Origin of the sequence: Deinococcus radiodurans R1 = ATCC 13939 = DSM 20539 (genome assembly GCF_000008565.1) — a bacterium.
In the GTDB taxonomy this organism is placed as follows: domain Bacteria; phylum Deinococcota; class Deinococci; order Deinococcales; family Deinococcaceae; genus Deinococcus; species Deinococcus radiodurans.
Genome location: NC_001263.1, coordinates 2,603,950 through 2,622,021 on the forward strand (window position 1 = coordinate 2,603,950; position 18,072 = coordinate 2,622,021).

An 18,072-nucleotide genomic window follows, 5' to 3' on the forward strand; every position below is an offset into this window, starting at 1 on the left:
CGCTGTCTGACCCGGCCTTTATCGTGGGGTTACCCAGTTGGGGCATGACCGGTTGAAGCATGAACAGTGGGGGTATGAAACGGGCAGCGGGCGCGCACGAAGCGCGGCGACTCCTCGCGGGCGCGGTAGCGGCGACTCCACAGCGGCGTGGTGGCGGGCGAAAGCGGTGGCACCAGCCACGACCACTTGCCGCGCACCTCGCGCCCGGCGCGGGCCTCGCGTTCCTCAAAACGGACGTGGTGCGCTGTGACGGTGTGATGGTCGGCAAGCTTGACCCCGGCGGCGTCGAAGGAGTGCAGCACCGCCACGTTCAGCTCGACCAGCGCCCGGTCACGCCACAGCGTGCGCTCGCGCGAGGTGTCCAGGCCCAGGGCGCGGGCGACGGCGGGGAGTTGGTCATAACGGCCTACGTCGGCGAGGTCGCGGGCGGCAATCTCGGTCTGCACGTACCACCCGCTGAAGGCGCAGGGCAGGTGCAGCCCGCCGATGTCCAGGTGCATGTCGCTGATGACCGGCAGCGCGTGCCAGCGCAGCCCCAGCTCGCCGATGCCGAGGCAGACGGGGTGGGTGATGGCGACTTCCTGCACGGCCTGCGGAGGGAGGGAAAACAGTTCCGCTCGACCATTCACTTCAATGAGCAGCGGCAGCACCTCGAAACGCTCGCCCCGTGGTTGCCAGCCGAAGCGCCGGAGTTTGTCCACGAAGTCGGCGTTGATGGGGTCGTCGGCGTAGCGGATGAGCTGCGGGTTGTGCAGCCGCACGCCGGGGCCGAACACGCTGATGACAGGCCGGATGTGCCCCCCGCAAAAGGCGTCGTCGAGATGCTGGAGCAGCGCCTCGTAGACCGCCTGCGCCGTGTTCAGCTCGCGCAGGTCGCGCACGCTGAGCGCTTCCCAGTACAGCCGCCCCACGCAGCGGGTAGAGTTGCGCCACGCCACTTTCGCGCCCCAGGTGAGCTCGGCGGACGTGGGCCACCACAGCCCCGCCTCCTCCACCGCGCGCAGCCGGGCGGGGAGGCCGGGTTCTCCCATTTCCTCGTGAAAGCGGCGCAAAAAGGCCCGCATGTCAGGGGTGAGGACGGCGGCAGCGGGGCAACTCATCCCCCGACCTTACCGCCCAGACAGCCGGGGAATGTCCCTCAGGCTCCTATTTTCCTGCCTGCTTCTCTTCGCCCTGCAAGGTGAGGACCAGCCGCCGCGCACTGGCGTGGTCGCGGTGCTCGCACAGGAAAATGCCTTGCCAGCGGCCCAGCGCCAGCCGTCCGCCGCTGACGGGCAGCAGCAGCGACGGCCCCAGCACGCTCGCCTTGATGTGGGCGGCCATGTCGTCGGGGCCTTCCAGCGTGTGCTCGAACTCGCGCCAGCCGTCGGGCACCGCATGATTGAAATACCGCTCGAAATCGCGCCGCACGTCGGGCGAGGCGTTTTCGTTGACGGTCAGGCTGGCCGAGGTGTGCTGAATCCAGACGTGCAGCAGCCCGACCTGCACCCCGGCCAGCTCGGGCACCGCCGCCACGACCTCGCGGGTGATGAGATGAAAACCGCGCCGCTGCGGAGGCAGGGTGAGCTGGTGCTGGGTCCACATGGGGAAAGGGTAGGGCACAGGCCGGGGCAGGCCCAGCGAGTCGGCTTCTCGGCGGGCCGCCTCTTCTCACCCCTTCACCCTCTAGAGCAGGTCTCCGAATTACGCGTGCGTCGGAAAGGCACCGCCACCCGCTCCATTCTTCGTCCTGCTCTTCGTTTTGCACTCGCTCTGCTCGCCAAAAAGCGGTGCCCTCTTTTTGTCAAATGCTCTACCCTCGCCCCATGCGCCGCGTTCTCACCCCGCTGCTGTTGACTCTGGGTATGACCCTCCCCGCTGCCCTGCCCACCGCCGAGGCCGCCTCTACCCTCACCGTGCCGGTGCATGTGCCGCTGGCCGGTGTGCAGCAGGCCGCGAACGCGCAGGTGCCGCAGGAATTTGCGCGGGTGGACCAGACACAGTCGCTGCTCGGCGGCGCGGTGCAGGTGCGAGTGCGCGGGACCGTGACCCGCACGGCGCAGGTGAGCGTGAAGGCCGACGGGGACGCGCTGGTGCTCAGCGTGCCCATTCGCGCAGAGTTCCGCGCCGAGCCGGGCGGGGCGCTGGCCTCGCTCGCCCGCAACTTTGGCGGAGCCGCCACCATCACCCTGCGCCTGACGCCGTATGTGACGCCGACCTGGGAGGTGGGGGTCAGGGCGAGCGCCGAGCACCGCTGGACCGACCCGCTGGCGGTGGACCTGGGGCGCGGCCTCAAGCTGAGCGTGCAGTCGCTGGTGGACCCCCAGGTGCGGGCGCAACTGGACAAATTGACGGCCCAGATCGAGCAGCAGGTGCGCGAGGGCGCCGACCTGCGCCGCCGCGCCGGCACGCTGTGGGCGCGGGCGCAGCGTCCCTGGCCGCTGCCGACGCCCGAGCCTGCCTACGCGCTGGTGCGGCCCCTGGGCCTGGGCGTGACGCCGCCGCGCCTGACCCCCGACGCCCTGAAGCTGGACGTGGGCGCGACCCTCGACCTGGGCGCCGCGCTGGGCCAGCCGCCCGCCACGGTGAAGGTGTCGCCCCTGCCGCCGCTGAAGGTGGGGCCACTGAGCGCCCCCGGCATCGAGCTGAGCGTGCCGCTGCGGCTGCCCTACCCGGAGCTGTCGGCCCTCGCCGCCCGCTACGCCGCGCAGCAGACGCTCACGCTGCCGGTGCCGGGGAGCCCGGTGTTGCGGGTGACGGGCGTGCAGGTGCAACCCGTAGGCACGCGGCTGCGCGTGTCCGTGCAGGCGCGGCTCGACGGGCCGCTGGGCCTGAGCCTGCGCGCCACCACCGACGTGACCGGCACGCCCGCCGTGTCCGCCGACGGGCGCACCGTGTCGCTGCGGGACGTGGAGGTCGAGACCCGCCGCGAGGGCCTGACCGGCAAGGCGGTGGCCTGGCTCGCCGACGCACGCGCCCAGGCGTTTGTGACCCGCGCCGCCCACTTCGACCTCGGGCCGCTGCTGGCCCGGGCACAGGCCCAGGCGCAGAGCAAGCTGCCGTTCACGCCGCTGCCGGGCGTTATGGTGGGCGGTCAGGTCGGGGCACTGAGCGTGCAGAGTATGGCCGTGCAACCCGCCGCGCTGGTGGTCACGGCGCGGGCGGCGGGGCGCTTGCAGGCGCAGGTGAACGCGGGCGAGCTGGTGGACAGCGGACGGGGCAACGGGGGCCGCTAAGCTGACTCCATGCGCCGCCTTTCCCTCCTGCTCGTCGCCCTGCTCGGCGGCGTGGCCCCGCTGGCCCGCGCCCAAGTGCAGGTGATTCCGTTTCCAGGGCCGGCCCCCGCGCCCGTCGCCCCGGCACCGGCCCCTGTACCTCCCCCGCCCCCAAGTGCGCCTGCCGCTGCCCCCGCTTTGCCGGTTGCGCCCGCCCCGGCCCCCGTCGCTCAATCCACCTGCGCCCCCGCCCTGCCCGCGCTGCACCTCGCCGCCGCCGACATCGCGGCTGGGGCGGACGCCTACCGCGCCGTGACCAACCGCGCCGGGGCGCCCAGCCAGTTTCGCTACTGGAAGGTCAGCCCCGCGCAGCTCCCCGCCACCGTGCGCGAGCTGTGTCAGCGGGGGTTTGTCGGCTACGGCACCGCGCCGAGCGGCTCGCTGATGATCGTGCTGGGCGCGCGCTGGCCGGGCGGGACTCCGGCGGAGGCGTCAGCACCCGCGAGTCCTGTCGCCGCTGCCCCAGCTCCGGTTGCCGCAGCGCCCGTTGTCCTAGCTCCAGCCGCTCCTGCTCCGGCAGCTCCGGCCCCGTCTTCCCGGCCCCCGACCTCGCCCACGCTGTCTTCCCCACCCGTGACCGCAGCGGCGCCCGCCGCCCCCGTTCCCGGCCCGCTAGGTGAACTGCTTGCCGGCATCAACGCCGCCCGCACCCAGGGCCGGCGCTGCGGCGGGGTGCAGCGGCCCCCGGTGCCGCCGCTGGTGGTGGACGCCCGGCTGAGCAAGGCGGCGCAGGAGCACGCCGAGGCGATGGTCGCGCAGGGCTTTGCCGAACACGTCAACCCGCGCACCCGCAGCACGCCCGAGAGCCGCGCCCGCGCCCAGGGCTTTTCGGGCCGGGTCAGCGAGAACATCCGCTACGGCACGCCCACTGTGGACGGCGCCCTGATCTGGTGGCTAGGGAGCGCCGTCCACTGCACCAGCCTGATGAGCCGCGACTGGACGCACATGGGCGCCGGCAGCGCGGTGCAAAACGACCAGAGCAGCTTCTGGGTGCTGGTGCTGGGGCGCGAGTAGCCTCTGGGCCGTTAGTCCTTCTTCTTGCGGCGCGGGGCGTCGGTGGGTTGCCAGATGGCGGCCTTGCCCACCTCGGCGCCCACCTGCCGGGCGGCGTCCCAGGCGCTTGTGGGGGCTTGCCGCCCCCGCAGGGCCTCGCGCTGGGCGAGTTCGGCTTCCTGCTCCTGACGGGTGGGGCCGGGGCGGCTGGGCTGACCAATGAGGGCCAGCAGCAGTTCTCGCAAAAAGGTCCACAGGGCGCTGAACATGCCTTCATTCTCACCCGGTTCGCGCATCATGGGGCCGATGTCGCGTTTTGCTCCCGCCACGCCTCTGCTGCTCAGTTTGCTGCTCACCTCCTGTTCTCCCGCCCAGGGCGTGCGGGTGGAGCGGATTACCGGCGGGGGAATGCTCTACACCGTGGCGACGGTGGACCCGGCACGCGACCAGCTCACCCTGCACTGGCTCAACCCGGCCACCGGCAAGCCTTACTCGTCCTTCGCGCAGCTCGGCAGCCGGCTGGGCAAGCAGGGCAAGAAACTGCTGTTCGCCACCAACTCCGGTATCTACATGCCCGGCCCCAAACCCCTCGGCCTGCATGTGGAAGGCGGCAAGACGCTGGTGGGGCTCAACAACGCGGGCAAAGGCGGCGGCAATTTCGCGCTGCTGCCCAACGGGGTGTTCTGGCTGCGGGGCAAAAAGGCGGGCGTGACCGAGACGCAGGCGTACCGGAAACTGGGCCTCGCGCCCGACTACGCCACGCAGTCCGGGCCGCTGCTGGTGGCGAACGGCAAGCTGCACCCCGATTTCAACAAGAGCGGCACCAGTTTCAAGGTCCGCAGCGGCGTGGGCGTGTGCGGGGGCGGCAAGGTGCGCTTCGCCATCAGCGCGGGGCCGGTCAACTTCTACTCCTTCGCCACCTTTTTCCGCGACACGCTCGGCTGTCCCGACGCGCTGTATCTGGACGGCTCCATCAGCGCCTACGCCACGCCCGACACCGACACGCAGTTCACCGAGTTCGCCGGCATCTGGGCCGTCACGGCGCGCTGACGACTGCCGGGGGGGGCCACGTCCGGCGCGCGCCCCTCTCCCTGGCAGCCTCTACACTCTTGCCATGTGGACCCTCGTTCTCAACAGCGGCTCCAGCAGCCTCAAATTTGCCCTCCTGAACCCGGCGTCGGGGGAGGTGCGGCTGTCCGGGCTGGCCGAGCGGCTGGGCACGCCCGCAGCAGCGGTCAAACTGGAGCACAGCGGCCAGCAGGAATCGCGCTCGCTGGAGGGTGGCAGTTACGACGCGGCCCTGGGCGAGGTGCTGCGCGAGCTGGAGACGCTGGGGATGCGCAGCGCCGTACGGGCGGTGGGGCACCGCGTCGTGCATGGGGGCGAGCGCTTCAGCGCCCCGGTGCTGGTCACGCCGGAGGTGCTGGAGGCGGTGAGGGCGTGCGTGCCGCTGGCGCCGCTGCACAACCCGGCGAACATCGTCGGCATCGAGGCCGCGCAGCAGGCGTTTCCGAAGCTGCCGCACGTGGCCGTTTTCGATACCGCCTTTCACCAGACGATGCCCGAAGTCGCCTACCGCTACGCCGTGCCGGAGGCTTGGTACTCGCAGCACGGGGTGCGGCGCTACGGGTTTCACGGGACGAGTCACGCTTACGTGGCAGGCAGGGCCGCCGAGATGTTGCAGCGCCCGCTGCCGACCCTCAACCTGATCACCGCGCACCTCGGCAACGGCGCGAGCGTGTGCGCGGTGGCGGGCGGGCGCAGCGTGGACACCAGCATGGGCCTGACCCCGCTCGAGGGCCTCATCATGGGCAGCCGCAGCGGCGACGTGGACCCCGGCCTGCACGACTATCTGGCGCGGCAAGCGGGGCTCTCGCTGAGTGAAATCACGGCGGCGCTGAACAAGGAAAGCGGATTGCTCGGCCTTTCCGGCCTCACCAACGACATGCGCGAACTGGAAAAAGCCGCCCTGACCGGGCACCGGGGGGCGCGGCTGGCGCTGGGCGCCTTCATCTACCGCCTCGCCAAGTGCATGGCGGGCATGGCGGTGGCGCTCGGGCGGGTGGACGGCGTGGTCTTTACCGGCGGCATCGGCGAAAACAGCCGCACCGTGCGCGGAGAAACTCTGCGGCGGCTGGGCGTGCTGGGCCTGCATCTCGACGAGGAGGCCAACAAGGCCCTGCCGCGCGGCGACGTGGGCGTGATTTCGCTGCCGGGCGGGCCGGTGGCACTTGTCATCCCCACACACGAGGAACTGATGATTGCCCGTGAAACCGCCGTCATCGTGGGCGGACGCGGGTACGCGCTGTGAGCGACGCCCCTTCCGGCCCGCCGCGGCTGGTGGTCGGCGTCTCGGGCGGCAGCGGGATTCCGTATGCGCTCGACATCCTGCGGGCGCTGCGCGGGCTGGATGTGGAGACGCACTTGGTGGTCAGCAGCGGTGCCAAACGGGTGATGAGCGCCGAGGGCGGCCCGCAGCTCGCCGACCTGACAGCGCTCGCCAGCGTGGTCCACGATGACCGCGACCTCGCCGCCGCCGTCGCCAGCGGGAGCTACCGCACCGGCGGCATGCTCATCGTGCCGTGCAGCGCGGGTACCCTCGCCAAAGTCGCGCACGGGTTTGCCGACAACCTGATTTCGCGCGCCGCCCACGTTACCCTCAAGGAGCGCCGCCCGCTGGTGCTGGTGGTGCGCGAGGACCCCATGCCCCGGCCCATGCTGCAAAACATGCTCGCCGCCCATGACGCCGGGGCCACCGTCATGTCGGCCTCGCCGGGCTTTTACCACGCGCCCGAGTCGCTCGGCGAACTGCTCGGCTTCGTGACGGCGCGGGTGCTCGACCAGTTCGGGTTGAACGCCCCAGGCTTTCGCCGCTGGCGCGAGGACGAGGCGTGAGCGCGCCCCATACCTCTTCCCCCCGCACCGCCGCGCTGATTCCCGCTGCCGGGTCGGGCACCCGCCTCGGTCTGGGGCCGAAAGCCTTCGTGGAAGTCGCGGGCCGCAGCCTCCTTGCCCGCAGCGTGGCGGCACTCGCGCCCTTCGTGGACGAGGTGGTGGTGGCGCTGCCCGCCGGGATGGACCTGCCTGCCGGGGTGCCGGCGCGCGCCATCGTCGGCGGGGAGACGCGGCAAGGGAGCGTGCGGCGACTGCTGGAAGCGACGGAGGCCGGCACGGTGCTGATTCACGACGCGGCGCGGCCTTTCGTTCCGCCGCCGGTGATTCTGGCGCTGCTGGACGCCATTGCCGCAACCGGCGCGGCGACGGTGGCCCTCCCGGTGGCCGACACGCTGGTGCGCGCTGAGGGCCAAAGTTGGGGCCAACTTGTGCCGCGTGAGGGCCTCTGGGCGGTGCAAACACCGCAGGGCTTCCGGCGCGAGCTGCTGCTGCAAGCCCACGCCCGCGCCGAGGCCGAGCAGTACGCTGCCACCGACGACGCGGGGCTGCTCGCCCGATTGGGGGTGCAGGTGCGGCTGGTCCCCGGCGACGCCCGGCTGTTCAAGGTGACGACGCCCGGTGACCTCGCTCTGGCCGAAGCCCTGACGGGGCATGTCGATGGGGGATGGTTGACGGTTGAGGGGGAGAAAAGATGACCCATCAACCATCACCTGTCATCCATCACCATTTCGCCCCGGCGAAAATCAACCTCGGCCTCTCGGTCCTTGGCGTGCGCGAGAACGGCTATCACGACCTGCACAGCCTGATGGTGCCGCTCACGGTGGGCGACGAGCTGGAAATTCGGCCTGCTGGGGCGCTCACGCTGCGGGTGGAGGGCGCCGACCTGCCGACCGACGAGCGCAACCTCGTTTACCGCGCCGCCCGCGCCTATCTGGACGCGGCGGGGGCAGCGGGAGGCGCCGACCTCGTGCTGCACAAGCGGCTGCCGCTCGCCTCGGGGCTGGGCGGGGGCAGCAGCGACGCGGCGAGCACGCTGCTGGCGCTGGCCGAGCTTTATCCTGCTCCCGACCACCGCCCGGTGGACCTGCCCGCGCTGGCCCTGACGCTCGGGGCCGACGTGCCGTTTTTCCTGCTCGGGGGCGCGGCGCTCGCCGAGGGGGTGGGTGAGCGGTTGACCCCCGTCGACGACCTGCCGCCCGTGCATCTGGTGCTGGCGAACGCGGGTGCCGAGGTCAGCGCGGGCGACGCCTACCGCTGGCTGGACGAAACGGGCGATTTCAGCGGCAAACTGCGGCTGGAGGCGATGCGGCTGGCGCTGGCGCGGGGCGTGGAAGTGCCGTACTTCAACTCGCTGCAGGCGGGCGTGCTGGCGCGGGTGCCGAGCGTCCTGACCACGCTGGAGGCGCTGGCGGATGCGGGCCTGCATTCGGTGCTGATGTCGGGTTCGGGGGCCACCTGCTTCGGACTGGCGCACGACGCGGCGCAGGCGCAGGCCGCTGCCGCCGCCCTCGCCCAGCGCTGCCCCGGCTGGTGGGTCACCGCCGCGCAGGTGCGCCTTCCGCTGTCAGACAACTCAGGAGGCAGGACTTAACCCATTTCACCTGCGCCCGCGCTAGCCTGGAGCGGTGACTCTCTGGACCGTTTCTCCCCCCGCCGTGTCCAGTGAAGCTGAGGAAAAGCCCGTGCAGGACACCGTTTCTCTGACGGCTGCCGACCAGACGTGGCAGGTGTGTGTGCCGCTGCCCATCGCTGCGCTGGACTTTGCAGCGCCGCACGGGTACGTGGGCGAGGTGCCGCTCGGCTGCCGGGTGGCGGTGCCGTGGCGCGGGGGCGAAATCCGGGTGGGGCTGGTGGTGGGCGCAGGCAGCAGCATGGGCCGTCACCGGCTGCGTGAGGCACTGGCGCTGCTCGACTCCCCGGAGGCGCCCTGGGTGGCGCCCGGCACGGCGCGGGGGCTGACGGCGTGGGCGGAGGAGGCGCACCTGCCCCCCGGCCTCGTCTGGGACGACCTGCTGTGCACCGGCTGGGAACCCGCCCACCGGCATGAGGTGCGCGCCGTGCCGGGGGCCGACCTCTCACCCTACGGCGAAACCCTGCCGGACACCGACTGGAGCCGCGCCGACCTCTACCCACCCGCGCTGCTCGACGCGGCGCGCGAACAGGGGCTCCTCGACGACCGCTTTCTGCCGGACCCGCCACAGGTCAACCGGGTGGTGGCCCGCGACCTGAACGACGTGCCGCCCGCCGCCCGCACGCAGGTCGTGGTGACGGCCCAGCCCTGGGAAGCCGCCGACCCGGCGCTGTGCACGCCGCCCCACTGGGAAGCCGTGACGGGCGAGGGGGCGCTGACCGCCAAGCAGCAGCAGGCCCACGACTGGCTGCGGGCGCATGGTCCCCAGCCGAGTCTGGGTGCCTGGGCGAGCGGGGCCAAAGTCGGCCTGCCAGTGGTCCGCAAGGTCGCCGACCTCGGCTGGGCGCAGGAGCACCCGCAAGCCGTGCCGCCGCCACCGGCTTGGAAATGGCTGCGCGAGCATGGCCCGGTCGCCTCGCCCGCCGCTTGGGCGAGCGCCGCCGGGGTCCGGCCCGCCGAAGTCCGCCGCCTGATGGAAGGGGGCGCCGCCGATTACACCTTTACCCCCGTCACGCCGCCCGCCGCCTGGGCATGGTTGCGCGAGCACGGCCCCGCCGAGACGGTCAGCGCGTGGGCCACGGGCGCGGGGGTCAGTCCCTCGGTCGCCGCCGGCCTGCTCGCGAGGGGCTGGGCCGCGCAGGTGCAGATGCCCGCGCCGCCGCCCGAACTGCCCGCCGCGCCGCTGTGGGCGGGGCCACCGCTGGACGAACTGACCGCGCTCGCCGCCGACGCCCTGCCCGAGGAAGACCGCTGGCGGCTGCACGGCGGGCGACCCGCGTCGCGCTTTGCCGCGCTTGCGCCCCGGGTCGCCCGGCTGCTGGCGCAGGGGCGCAGCGTGCTGATCCTCGCGCCTGACCACGCCACCTTGCGCCGCGCCTGGGCTGGGCTGGGAGGACTCGCCGCACTCGCGGGCACCCGCGCCGCGCTGCTCAGCGGGCAACTCTCGCCCCGGCAGCGCGAGGAAATCTGGCGGCAGGTGCGCGCCGGAGACGTGCGGCTGGTCATCGGCAGTGCGCTCGCCCTGAGTGCGCCGCTGCCGGACCTCGCGCTGCTGGTGGTGCTGGAAGAGGGGTCGGACGCCTACAAGTTGCTCTCGGGTTCGCGCGCCTTCGTGCCGGACGTGGCGGCGCGGGTCGCCCGCAGCCTGCGCGCGGCGCTGGGACTGGTGGGCAGCGTCCCGGCGGTGGAAAGTGTGCCGTTGCCGGGGCTGGTGCTGGCGCCGCCGCGTGCCCGCGTGCATGTGGTGGACTATGCCCAGCCGCCCGCGCAGCCCGAGCTGGGGCCGCTGAGCAGCGTGCACCTCACGCCCGGCGACCTCGGCTACCCCATCAGCCACGACCTCGCCCGGTTGCTGCGGCAGGTGCAGGAACGGGGGCGGCAGGCCGCACTTCTCGCCCCCCGGCGCGGGTACTCGGCGCTGCTGCGCTGCCCGCGCTGCGACCATGTGCCGGGCTGCCCCAACTGCGACGTGCCGCTGCGCTTTCACCAGGACCGCCGCCAGATGGAGTGCCACCAGTGCGGGCACCACCAGAGCGTGCCCGACCGCTGCGACGAGTGCGGCGAGCAGATGTGGAAGGCGCGTGGCCCTGGCACCGAGTGGATTGCCGCCGAGGTGGAGAAACTGCTGCCCGGCTTTCCCGTCTACCGGCTCGACAAGGACCACCAGGACGACCTGGCGCCGCTGCACGCGGGCGAGGCGGGCGTGGTCGTGGGCACCCAGCTCCTGCTCGCCCAGCCCAGCCCGCCCAACCTCGCCCTGATCGGCGTCACGCTCGCCGACACCTGGCTCGGCGTGTCGGATTTCCGGGCGTCGGAGCGCTATCACCGGCTGCTGCGTCAGCTCGCCGAGTGGCACCCCAGCCGCGCGCCGCTGCTGGTCGTGCAGACCTTTCAGGGCGACCACCCGGCGCTGAAGGTGCTGGAAACGGGCCGCGACGCCCTGGCCTACCCCGCCGCCGAGGAGCGCGTGCGGGCCGAGCTGTTTTACCCGCCGCACGCCCGCCTCGCTCAAATTGAAGTCGCTGCCCGTGACCGAGACCGTGCCAAAGTGGCCGCGCAGGCCCTCGCCGACGCGCTGCATGGCGCGGGCGCGGTGGCCACCGAGGTTCTCGGCCCCGCGCACGCCGCCGTCGCCCGGGTGCGCGGGGCGTACCTCTACCAGCTCTTGCTGCGCGCCCGCAACGACGCCCGGCTGGCCGAGCTCCTCGGCGTGCTCGACACCCGCAGCTGGGGCGCCCGCGTGCGCGTGGACGTGAACCCGCGCTCGACCTGAGCGGCAGCAAGAGGGGACAAATAAAAAAGCCGCCCTCTCGGACGGTGATAAAGAAAGAATAGTGCGGTATACGCGCGTTGTCAAGCCCATAAACGCATCCGGATTTTTGCCCACTGGCACAGAGAAAACGGCGATGGACGTCAGGCCGATTATTCAGGGCGCACGAGCCCGCGAGTTGCTTCTGTGCTGTCCGCCGAATCCGAGCGAAACCCAAAACGAAAAAGCCGCCCTTCGCGGACGGTGATAGAAAAAGAATACCGGGGTATTCAGTCTTTGTCAAGGCTATGCATTTGGGCATGTTTTGATCGGCTGGCACGACATTTTCTGTCTCTAGCCGACCAAGCCTTCCCAGGTCACCACACACGGGGCACAAAAAAAGCCCCCCTTGCGGACGGTGATAAGGAAAGAATAGTGCGGTATGCAGGCTCTGTCAAGCCGATACAGCCGTTCCAGTTTCTATCGTACAGGACAGCGTTTTTACCGAAGTCTCACAGCGTGTCGTGGCCGGTCGTGCCCTTCACCCAGTGTTCCCCGCGCCCATCCGCCTCGTGTTTCCAGATCGGAAGCTCGATTTTGAGGTGCTCGATCAGGAAATCGCAGGCTTCGAGCGCCGGGCGGCGGTGGGGGCTTGCGACACCGATGACGATGCTGGCGACGGCGGGGGTGAGGCGACCTGTGCGGTGCTCAATCCAGACCCGCAGCTCGCCGTGACGCTCGCGGGCGAGGGCGGCGGCTTCGCGCATGACCTTTTCGGCCATCGGGGCAAAGGCTTCGTAGTCGATGTACTCGACGACCTGCCCCTGGTTGGGCGAGCGCACCGTGCCCATGAAGTAGGCCTGGGCGCCGTACTCGGGCTTCACCAGGAAAGCGTCGGCCTCGCTGAGGCTCAGTGGGTCGGCGGTCACGCGGCAGTGGGTGTCCGCGTCGGCCTCGTCCTCGGGGGCACCGCCCGCCACCGGGGGCAGGAAGGCCACCTCGTCGCCCTCGCGGAGAAGGTGCTCAGGGCTGGCGTAGGTCTCGTTCACCGCCACCATGCAGCCGCGCAGGCTCACGCCGCGCTCTTGTTCGAGGTGCTCGGCCACCGCCCTCACGTCGGCGCCGTCCGGCACGTCGAGGGTCAGTTCTTCCAGGCCCACCTCACGGCGCAGGCGGGCAAAAAACACGGCGCGCACCTGCATCAGCGGCCCTCCTGGGATTCGGCCCAGCGGCGGCCCAGTTCGTTGAAGCCCGCGTCGATGGTGGCCTGGGGCAGCACGACCTGGGTGGTCGAGCCGTGGCCGATTTCGTCGCCGAGCTCGTTGACCGCCCGCAACTTCGCGTACACGCGCCGGCCTTCCACCCGGTCGAGCGAAGCCGTGACCCGCACCGCCAGGCCGGGCAGCGCCGAAGCGGTATGGCGGACCTCCACCTGCGAGCCGATGCCGCCTTCGCCCTCGTCCAGAAAGGGGAGGATGATCTTGCGCCCGGCTTCCTCGAAATGTTTCGCCAGCCAGTAGGTCGCGTAGACCGGGTGCACCCGCCCGAGTTCGGCAAAGTCCACGGTCATCTCGTCGGTCACGGTGACCTCCAAGGTCTGGGTGAAGCCTTCGGGAATGGTTTGCATGGGCTTTAGCGTAGCAACCGCCCGGGCTCGCCCCCTACACTGCGGAGCATGACGGTCAGAACTCCTTCCCCGATGCCGCCCGCCAGCGGTCTGTCCGCCGCGCCGCCGCAGAAATTTGGGGCCAGCGACCTGTTTGGCCTGATCGGTGACTCGGCCAAAGCCTTCGGGCAGGACAAGGCCCCCCGGCTCGCGGCGGCGATTTCGTACTACGGCATTTCCAGCCTCGCGCCGCTGCTGCTGTTTGCGGTGGCGGTCGCTGGCTTTTTTCTGAGCGACGCCAAGGTGGTGGACCAGCTGTTCGGACCACAGGGCAGCGTCGCGCAGAGCGTGGGCGGAGACGCCGCCGACTTTTTGCGTGGGCTCGTCAGCAACCAAAAAGGCTTGCAGCGCGGCTCGGTCATCGCCACCCTGATCGCTTTCGTGGTGACGTTCATGGGCGCGACTGGCCTGTTCGTTCAGCTTCAGGACGCCCTGAACTCCATGTGGGGCGCCGACCCTGCCCCGCCCCAGGGCATCGGCAAGATTGTCAAGACGCGCCTGATTTCCTTTGTGCTGATTCTGGCGATCGGGCTGGTGCTGCTGCTGTTTCTGGCGCTCAACACCTGGCTCTCGGCACTGGCGCACAGTCTGGGCGACTCTTTGGGCGTCGGCGCCGTGCTCGTGCGGGTCGGGACCTTTGTGCTCTCGGCGCTGCTGCTCACGCCCGTGTTCGCCGCCATCTTCAAGTTCCTGCCTGCCGTCAAACTGGAGTGGCGCGAGGTGCTGGTGGGCGGCGCGGTCACCGCCGTGCTGTTTTCCATCGGGCAAATTCTGATCGGCATCTACTTTGGCCGCGCCGCGCCGGGCAGCGCCTTCGGGGCCGCCGGGGTGCTGGTCGCGCTGCTCGCGTGGATCTACTACAGCGCCATGATCTTCTTTTTCGGCGCCGAGCTGACCTGGGTCTACTCTCAGAAATTCGGCACCCGCGCCGGCGGCGCCGCCAACACTGCCAAGAAAGCGGCGCTGGCCGTGGCCGGAGCCAACGTGAGCACCGAGCCCGGCGAGCAGGAAAAAGCCGCCCAGGCCGCCGCGCTGCGCCAGGGCAAGCCCATCCGCGACCACCGGGGCCGGATTGTCCGCACCGGGGGCCGCCGTCCGCGTCCGGCGCTGCTTACCTCCATGCCGCGTCCGGGGCAAGCAGTAGCCAACCGGCGCCCTGCGCTGCTGCCCAGCCTCGTCGCCGCCGTGTGGAACGCCTTCGCCGCGCTGCTGGCAGTGCCCACCGTGCTGATTCTCGGACTGTTCGGCCTCGGCAAGAAAAAGCGCTGAGACTTCCACGAAAAAACCTCCCCGGCTCGTCACTGGCCGGGGAGGTTTTTTCGTGGTGCTCAGTAGCAGCGGATGTGTCAGTGGCAGCGGATGTCTTCGCCGAAGTACTTCTCCGACAGCTTCTTGTAGCTGCCGTCGGCCTGCACTTTTTTCAGCGCGGCGTTGACGGCGCTGGTCAGCGACTTGTTGTCCTTCTGGAAGGCGATGCCGATTTTTTCCTGAAACACCAGCGCCCCAATCTGAAGCTTGCCCCCGGTCTTCTTGCGGGCTTCGAGCGCCACGAAGCGGTCGGTGAGGTAGGCGTCAGTGCGGCCCGCCATCAGCGCTTGCAGGGCGTCGGTGTTGTTGGGGTAGGTCTGGATGTTGCCGAGCCCCGGCAGGCTGCGGGCGCGGGTGGCGTAGGTCGTGCCGAGCTGCACGGCGAGCTTCTTGCCCTTCATGTCGGCGAGCGTTTTGGGGCCGCCGGGCTTGCTGACGAGCACGCCGCCCGAGCAGTAGTGGGGGTTGGAAAAGTCCACCGCCTTCTGGCGCTCGGGGGTAATGCCGTGCGAGGCGATCACCATGTCGTAGCGACCCTGGCCGAGCCCGATCAGCAGGGTGTCGAACGACGAGGACTTCCACTCCACCTTGACCCCGAGCTGCTTGGCAAGCAGTTCGGCGAGTTCGGCCTCGAAGCCCACGATTTTCTTGCCCTGGGTGTAGGTAAAGGGCGGGTAGGTGGGCTCGGTCGCCACGACCAGGGTGCCGGACTTTTTGATGCTCGTGAGGTCACGCGCCGCCGCCGGAGCCCCGAAGGCGAGCATGGCGAGCGCAAGGGTGGAGACAGACTTCAACTTCATGCACTCACCCTAACGTGCCTGTCTAAGACGCACTGCGTCCAATTCCTTAAAATCCAGAAAAGAACTGGATTTCAATCCATTTCCCGCAGCACGTCTCTTTTGCTTCTCGCTCCGCTCGGGTTTCATCGCTCAAAGTGAGCGATTCAACCGCAATTGGTTTGACTTCTTTCTGAGAGAAAGGCGACAGAGAGGGGAAAGAAAAGGTTTCGCCTGTCACCCCTATGCAGAAAACTTGAAAAAAGATGCGGCCCCGCACCATTGAAGCTGGGAGCCGCAAAAGGGAAAGAAGCTCAGGCGAGAGCGTCTTTGAGCGCCGCCGCGAGCGCCTGCGGGTCGGCCTTGCCGGCGGTCGCGCGCATGACCTGCCCGGTGAAAAAACCGAGCAGCGCGGTCTTGCCGCCGCGGTAGGCCTCCGCCTTGTCGGGATTGGCGGCGATGACTTGGGCCACTACCTGTTGCAGGGCCTCGGCGCTCAGGCCGGCATTCAGACCCTCGCGCTCGATGATGGTGAGCGGCGCGTCCCCGCTGGCGGCGGCGCGGGCGAGGGCCTCACGCGCAATGCGCGCGCTGAGTTGCCCACTCGCCACCCCCTCGGCGAGCGGCGCGAGGTCGGCGGCCCGCACCTTCACCTCCCCGGCACGCAGGCCCGCGACGAGTTCGTTGACTGTCCACGAGGCGACCTGAGCGAAGGTGTCCCCCGGCGCCGCCCCCCCCACGAAGGCGAGCAGCGCCGGGTCACGGGCGATGGTGCGGGCGTCCCCCTCCGAGGCACCGAGGCCGAGCAGCCGGGTGAATTCGGCGTCCTGTTCGGGGGTGAGGGGCTGGGCTTTGGGCGCATGGGCTTTAGCTGGGGAAGAAGACCCCTCACCCCTGACTTCGTCAGGCCCTCTCCCCTTGGTAGAGGGTCGCTTCTTGCCTTCCGCCTTCTGCTGGGTGCCGCCGCCCTGCTTGCCCCAGGTGTCTTTCAGGGTGATGATGCGCCCGAACACCAGCGCGTCCTCGCGGCTGTCTACCCGTTCCAATTCAACAGGGTCGCGCCAGAAGTAGCCCTGACGCTCGAACTGGTAGCGGGTGTCTGCCGGGTCGCCGGCCACGCTCGGCTCCACGTAACCGCGCAGCACGCGCAGGCTATCGGGGGTGAGGTAGCGCATGAAGCCCTGGCTGACCGGCGCCGTTTCCTGCCCGGCGCCCGGCTCGGCCTCGTGTTCGGCGGGGCCGGCGCTGTCGTCCTCCACGTCCGCGTTTTCGCCCTCGGGGTGCGGCACCCGGAACAGGCGGTCATAGAGGCGAAACTCGGCCGGCAGGGCACGCTCGGCGCTCACCCAGTGGATGACGCCCGCCGCTTTGGCGTCCTCACCCAGCAGGGTGGCGCGGATGTGGGTGACCTGCCCCGCCTCGTCGGTCCCGAAGTCGTCGGCGCGAATGATGCCGGCGCCGCGCAGCCGGACCGTGCCGCCGGGGGTCAGGCGCTTGAAGCCCTTGGGCGGCGCGGGGCTGAAGTCGTCGCGCTCGATGTACAGCTCGCGGGTGAGCGGCACGTCGCGCACAGCTTCCTCGGGGGCCACCCGCCCGCCGCCGGGCATTCCGACCAGACCGTCGGGCGAGTCGCGCACCACGTCGTGCGGCCAGTAGGGAAGCGAGAGCGTCTTTTCGCCGTCCAAATTGGTCAGCGTGACCTTCACTGGGTCCAGCACCGCCATCACGCGGGGGGCACGGTGGTTGAGGTCGTCGCGCACCGCGTTTTCGTACACGGCGATGTCCACCGTGCGGTTGGTGCGGCTCACCCCGATCTGGGCGGCGAAGGCCCGCACCGCTTCCGGCGTGACCCCCAGGCGGCGCTGGGCACGCAGGGTGGGCATGCGGGGGTCGTCCCAGCCGCTCACCCGGCCCGCCTGCACCAGTTCGCGCAGCTTGCGCTTGCTGGTGATGGTGTATTCCAGCCCCCGGCGCCCGAATTCATACTGGTGGGGGCGCGGGTCGAAGTTCAGTTTTTCCATCAGCCAGTCGTAGATGGCGCGGTTGTCCACGAATTCCAGGCTGCACATGGAGTGGGTCACGCCCTCGATGGCGTCTTGCAAGGGGTGCTCGAAGTCGTAGGCGGGGTAGATGTGCCACTCGTCGCTGGTGCGGAAGTGCGGCTTGTTGACGATGCGGTACAGCACCGGGTCGCGCAGCTTCATATTGGGGGCGGTGAGGTCAATCTTGGCGCGCAGGACGTGCTCACCGTCGGCAAATTCGCCGGCCTTCATGCGGCGCAGCAGGTCGAGATTTTCTTCAACCGAGCGGTCACGGTAAGGACTCGGCGTGCCGGGCGTGGTCGCGTTGCCGCGCAGCCGCGACAGTTCCTCGGGGCTTACACTTTCCACGTAGGCGTCGCCCTGGCGAATGAGTTGCTCGGCATAGGCGTAGTAGCGGTCGAAATAGTCGCTGGCGTAGTAGAAGTGCTCGCCCCAGTCGAGCCCCAACCACTTCAGGTCGTCGGCGATGGAGTCCACGTACTCCTGCCGCGCCAGCTCGGGGTTGGTGTCGTCCATGCGCAGGTTGAACTGCCCGCCGTACTGCCGCGCCGTGTTGAAGTCGAGCAGGCTGGCAAAGACGTGCCCCAGGTGCGCGTAGCCGCTGGGGTCGGGCGGAAAACGGGTCACGACGCGGGGGTACTTGCCGGCCTCAAGGTCGCGCTCGATGATTTCGGTGATGAAGTTGGGCGCGACGAGTGGGGCAGCGGGGGGCCGGGCTGGGGCGTCGGCCCCGGCGGTTGGGCGGGGGGCATCGGTCAT

General features: G+C 70.1%; 16 protein-coding genes. 9 read left to right on the top strand and 7 right to left on the bottom strand.

Annotated features, from left to right (window positions below):
- Nucleotides 1-29 precede the first annotated feature (29 nt).
- Both nos and DR_RS13370 read right to left on the bottom strand, forming a co-directional pair.
- Nucleotides 30-1,100: a nitric oxide synthase oxygenase gene (gene nos, locus DR_RS13365; RefSeq protein ID WP_010889221.1), complete on the bottom strand. Its 1,071-nt coding sequence runs from the start codon at nt 1,098-1,100 to the stop codon at nt 30-32.
- A 46-nt stretch (nt 1,101-1,146) separates the two neighbouring features.
- Entirely contained in the window at nt 1,147-1,584 is a 438-nt protein-coding gene (locus DR_RS13370) for a secondary thiamine-phosphate synthase enzyme YjbQ (RefSeq protein ID WP_034350861.1), read from the bottom strand.
- Nucleotides 1,585-1,805: 221 nt separating this feature from the next.
- Between DR_RS13370 and DR_RS13380 the strand changes: the two genes are divergently transcribed.
- Complete coding sequence (locus tag DR_RS13380; protein WP_034350859.1) at nt 1,806-3,215, top strand: DUF4403 family protein; 1,410 nt, start codon at nt 1,806-1,808, stop codon at nt 3,213-3,215.
- A gap of 9 nt (nt 3,216-3,224) precedes the next feature.
- Nucleotides 3,225-4,268 (top strand): CAP domain-containing protein, encoded by a 1,044-nt coding sequence (locus tag DR_RS13385; protein WP_010889224.1) that lies wholly within the window; start codon nt 3,225-3,227, stop codon nt 4,266-4,268.
- Nucleotides 4,269-4,279: 11 nt separating this feature from the next.
- On the opposite strand, the gene DR_RS13390 is transcribed toward DR_RS13385, so the two are convergent.
- Nucleotides 4,280-4,516 carry a hypothetical protein gene (locus DR_RS13390; protein ID WP_027480271.1) on the bottom strand — a complete coding sequence of 79 codons (237 nt, stop codon included), beginning with the start codon at nt 4,514-4,516 and terminating at the stop codon, nt 4,280-4,282.
- Nucleotides 4,517-4,544: 28 nt separating this feature from the next.
- Between DR_RS13390 and DR_RS13395 the strand changes: the two genes are divergently transcribed.
- From DR_RS13395 to priA, 6 genes are all read left to right on the top strand, one after another.
- Nucleotides 4,545-5,297, top strand: a complete 753-nt coding sequence (locus DR_RS13395) for a phosphodiester glycosidase family protein (RefSeq protein ID WP_027480270.1) — start codon at nt 4,545-4,547, stop codon at nt 5,295-5,297.
- A gap of 64 nt (nt 5,298-5,361) precedes the next feature.
- On the top strand, nt 5,362-6,558 hold the full coding sequence (locus DR_RS13400) for an acetate kinase (RefSeq protein ID WP_010889226.1): 1,197 nt from the start codon (nt 5,362-5,364) through the stop codon (nt 6,556-6,558).
- Nucleotides 6,555-7,142, top strand: coding sequence for a UbiX family flavin prenyltransferase (locus DR_RS13405; protein WP_010889227.1), 588 nt, complete (start codon nt 6,555-6,557; stop codon nt 7,140-7,142). Before DR_RS13400 ends, DR_RS13405 begins: the two co-directional genes overlap by 4 nt.
- Nucleotides 7,139-7,837 (top strand): 2-C-methyl-D-erythritol 4-phosphate cytidylyltransferase, encoded by a 699-nt coding sequence (ispD, locus tag DR_RS13410; RefSeq protein ID WP_010889228.1) that lies wholly within the window; start codon nt 7,139-7,141, stop codon nt 7,835-7,837. Before DR_RS13405 ends, ispD begins: the two co-directional genes overlap by 4 nt.
- Nucleotides 7,834-8,733 carry a 4-(cytidine 5'-diphospho)-2-C-methyl-D-erythritol kinase gene (locus tag DR_RS13415; protein ID WP_010889229.1) on the top strand — a complete coding sequence of 300 codons (900 nt, stop codon included), beginning with the start codon at nt 7,834-7,836 and terminating at the stop codon, nt 8,731-8,733. Before ispD ends, DR_RS13415 begins: the two co-directional genes overlap by 4 nt.
- Nucleotides 8,734-8,767: 34 nt before the next feature.
- Nucleotides 8,768-11,545: a replication restart helicase PriA gene (gene priA / locus DR_RS13420; RefSeq protein ID WP_010889230.1), complete on the top strand. Its 2,778-nt coding sequence runs from the start codon at nt 8,768-8,770 to the stop codon at nt 11,543-11,545.
- Nucleotides 11,546-12,033: 488 nt separating this feature from the next.
- Here the strand turns inward: priA and moaD are convergent, their stop codons facing one another.
- A complete protein-coding gene (gene moaD / locus DR_RS13425; RefSeq protein WP_010889231.1) occupies nt 12,034-12,723 on the bottom strand; it encodes a molybdopterin converting factor subunit 1 in 690 nt (229 codons plus the stop codon).
- Entirely contained in the window at nt 12,723-13,148 is a 426-nt protein-coding gene (locus DR_RS13430) for a thioesterase family protein (protein WP_010889232.1), read from the bottom strand. Before DR_RS13430 ends, moaD begins: the two co-directional genes overlap by 1 nt.
- Nucleotides 13,149-13,196: 48 nt before the next feature.
- On the opposite strand from DR_RS13430, the gene DR_RS13435 reads away from it, so the two are divergent.
- Nucleotides 13,197-14,456 (top strand): YihY/virulence factor BrkB family protein, encoded by a 1,260-nt coding sequence (locus DR_RS13435; RefSeq protein ID WP_010889233.1) that lies wholly within the window; start codon nt 13,197-13,199, stop codon nt 14,454-14,456.
- Nucleotides 14,457-14,533: 77 nt separating this feature from the next.
- Here DR_RS13435 and DR_RS13440 read toward each other — a convergent pair whose 3' ends face one another.
- A complete protein-coding gene (locus tag DR_RS13440) occupies nt 14,534-15,295 on the bottom strand; it encodes an ABC transporter substrate-binding protein (protein WP_010889234.1) in 762 nt (253 codons plus the stop codon).
- Between the two features lie 290 nt (nt 15,296-15,585).
- A complete protein-coding gene (locus tag DR_RS13445; RefSeq protein WP_027480267.1) occupies nt 15,586-18,072 on the bottom strand; it encodes a glutamine--tRNA ligase/YqeY domain fusion protein in 2,487 nt (828 codons plus the stop codon).

Bases quoted from the DNA above. Each gene is read 5' to 3' on its own strand.
- nos (WP_010889221.1), bottom strand. From the start codon at position 1,100: ATGAGTTGCCCCGCTGCCGCCGTCCTCACCCCTGACATGCGGGCCTTT.
- DR_RS13370 (WP_034350861.1), bottom strand. From the start codon at position 1,584: ATGTGGACCCAGCACCAGCTCACCCTGCCTCCGCAGCGGCGCGGTTTT.
- DR_RS13380 (WP_034350859.1), top strand. From the start codon at position 1,806: ATGCGCCGCGTTCTCACCCCGCTGCTGTTGACTCTGGGTATGACCCTC.
- DR_RS13385 (WP_010889224.1), top strand. From the start codon at position 3,225: ATGCGCCGCCTTTCCCTCCTGCTCGTCGCCCTGCTCGGCGGCGTGGCC.
- DR_RS13390 (WP_027480271.1), bottom strand. From the start codon at position 4,516: ATGTTCAGCGCCCTGTGGACCTTTTTGCGAGAACTGCTGCTGGCCCTC.
- DR_RS13395 (WP_027480270.1), top strand. From the start codon at position 4,545: ATGGGGCCGATGTCGCGTTTTGCTCCCGCCACGCCTCTGCTGCTCAGT.
- DR_RS13400 (WP_010889226.1), top strand. From the start codon at position 5,362: ATGTGGACCCTCGTTCTCAACAGCGGCTCCAGCAGCCTCAAATTTGCC.
- DR_RS13415 (WP_010889229.1), top strand. From the start codon at position 7,834: ATGACCCATCAACCATCACCTGTCATCCATCACCATTTCGCCCCGGCG.
- moaD (WP_010889231.1), bottom strand. From the start codon at position 12,723: ATGCAGGTGCGCGCCGTGTTTTTTGCCCGCCTGCGCCGTGAGGTGGGC.
- DR_RS13430 (WP_010889232.1), bottom strand. From the start codon at position 13,148: ATGCAAACCATTCCCGAAGGCTTCACCCAGACCTTGGAGGTCACCGTG.
- DR_RS13435 (WP_010889233.1), top strand. From the start codon at position 13,197: ATGACGGTCAGAACTCCTTCCCCGATGCCGCCCGCCAGCGGTCTGTCC.
- DR_RS13440 (WP_010889234.1), bottom strand. From the start codon at position 15,295: ATGAAGTTGAAGTCTGTCTCCACCCTTGCGCTCGCCATGCTCGCCTTC.
- DR_RS13445 (WP_027480267.1), bottom strand. From the start codon at position 18,072: ATGACCGATGCCCCCCGCCCAACCGCCGGGGCCGACGCCCCAGCCCGG.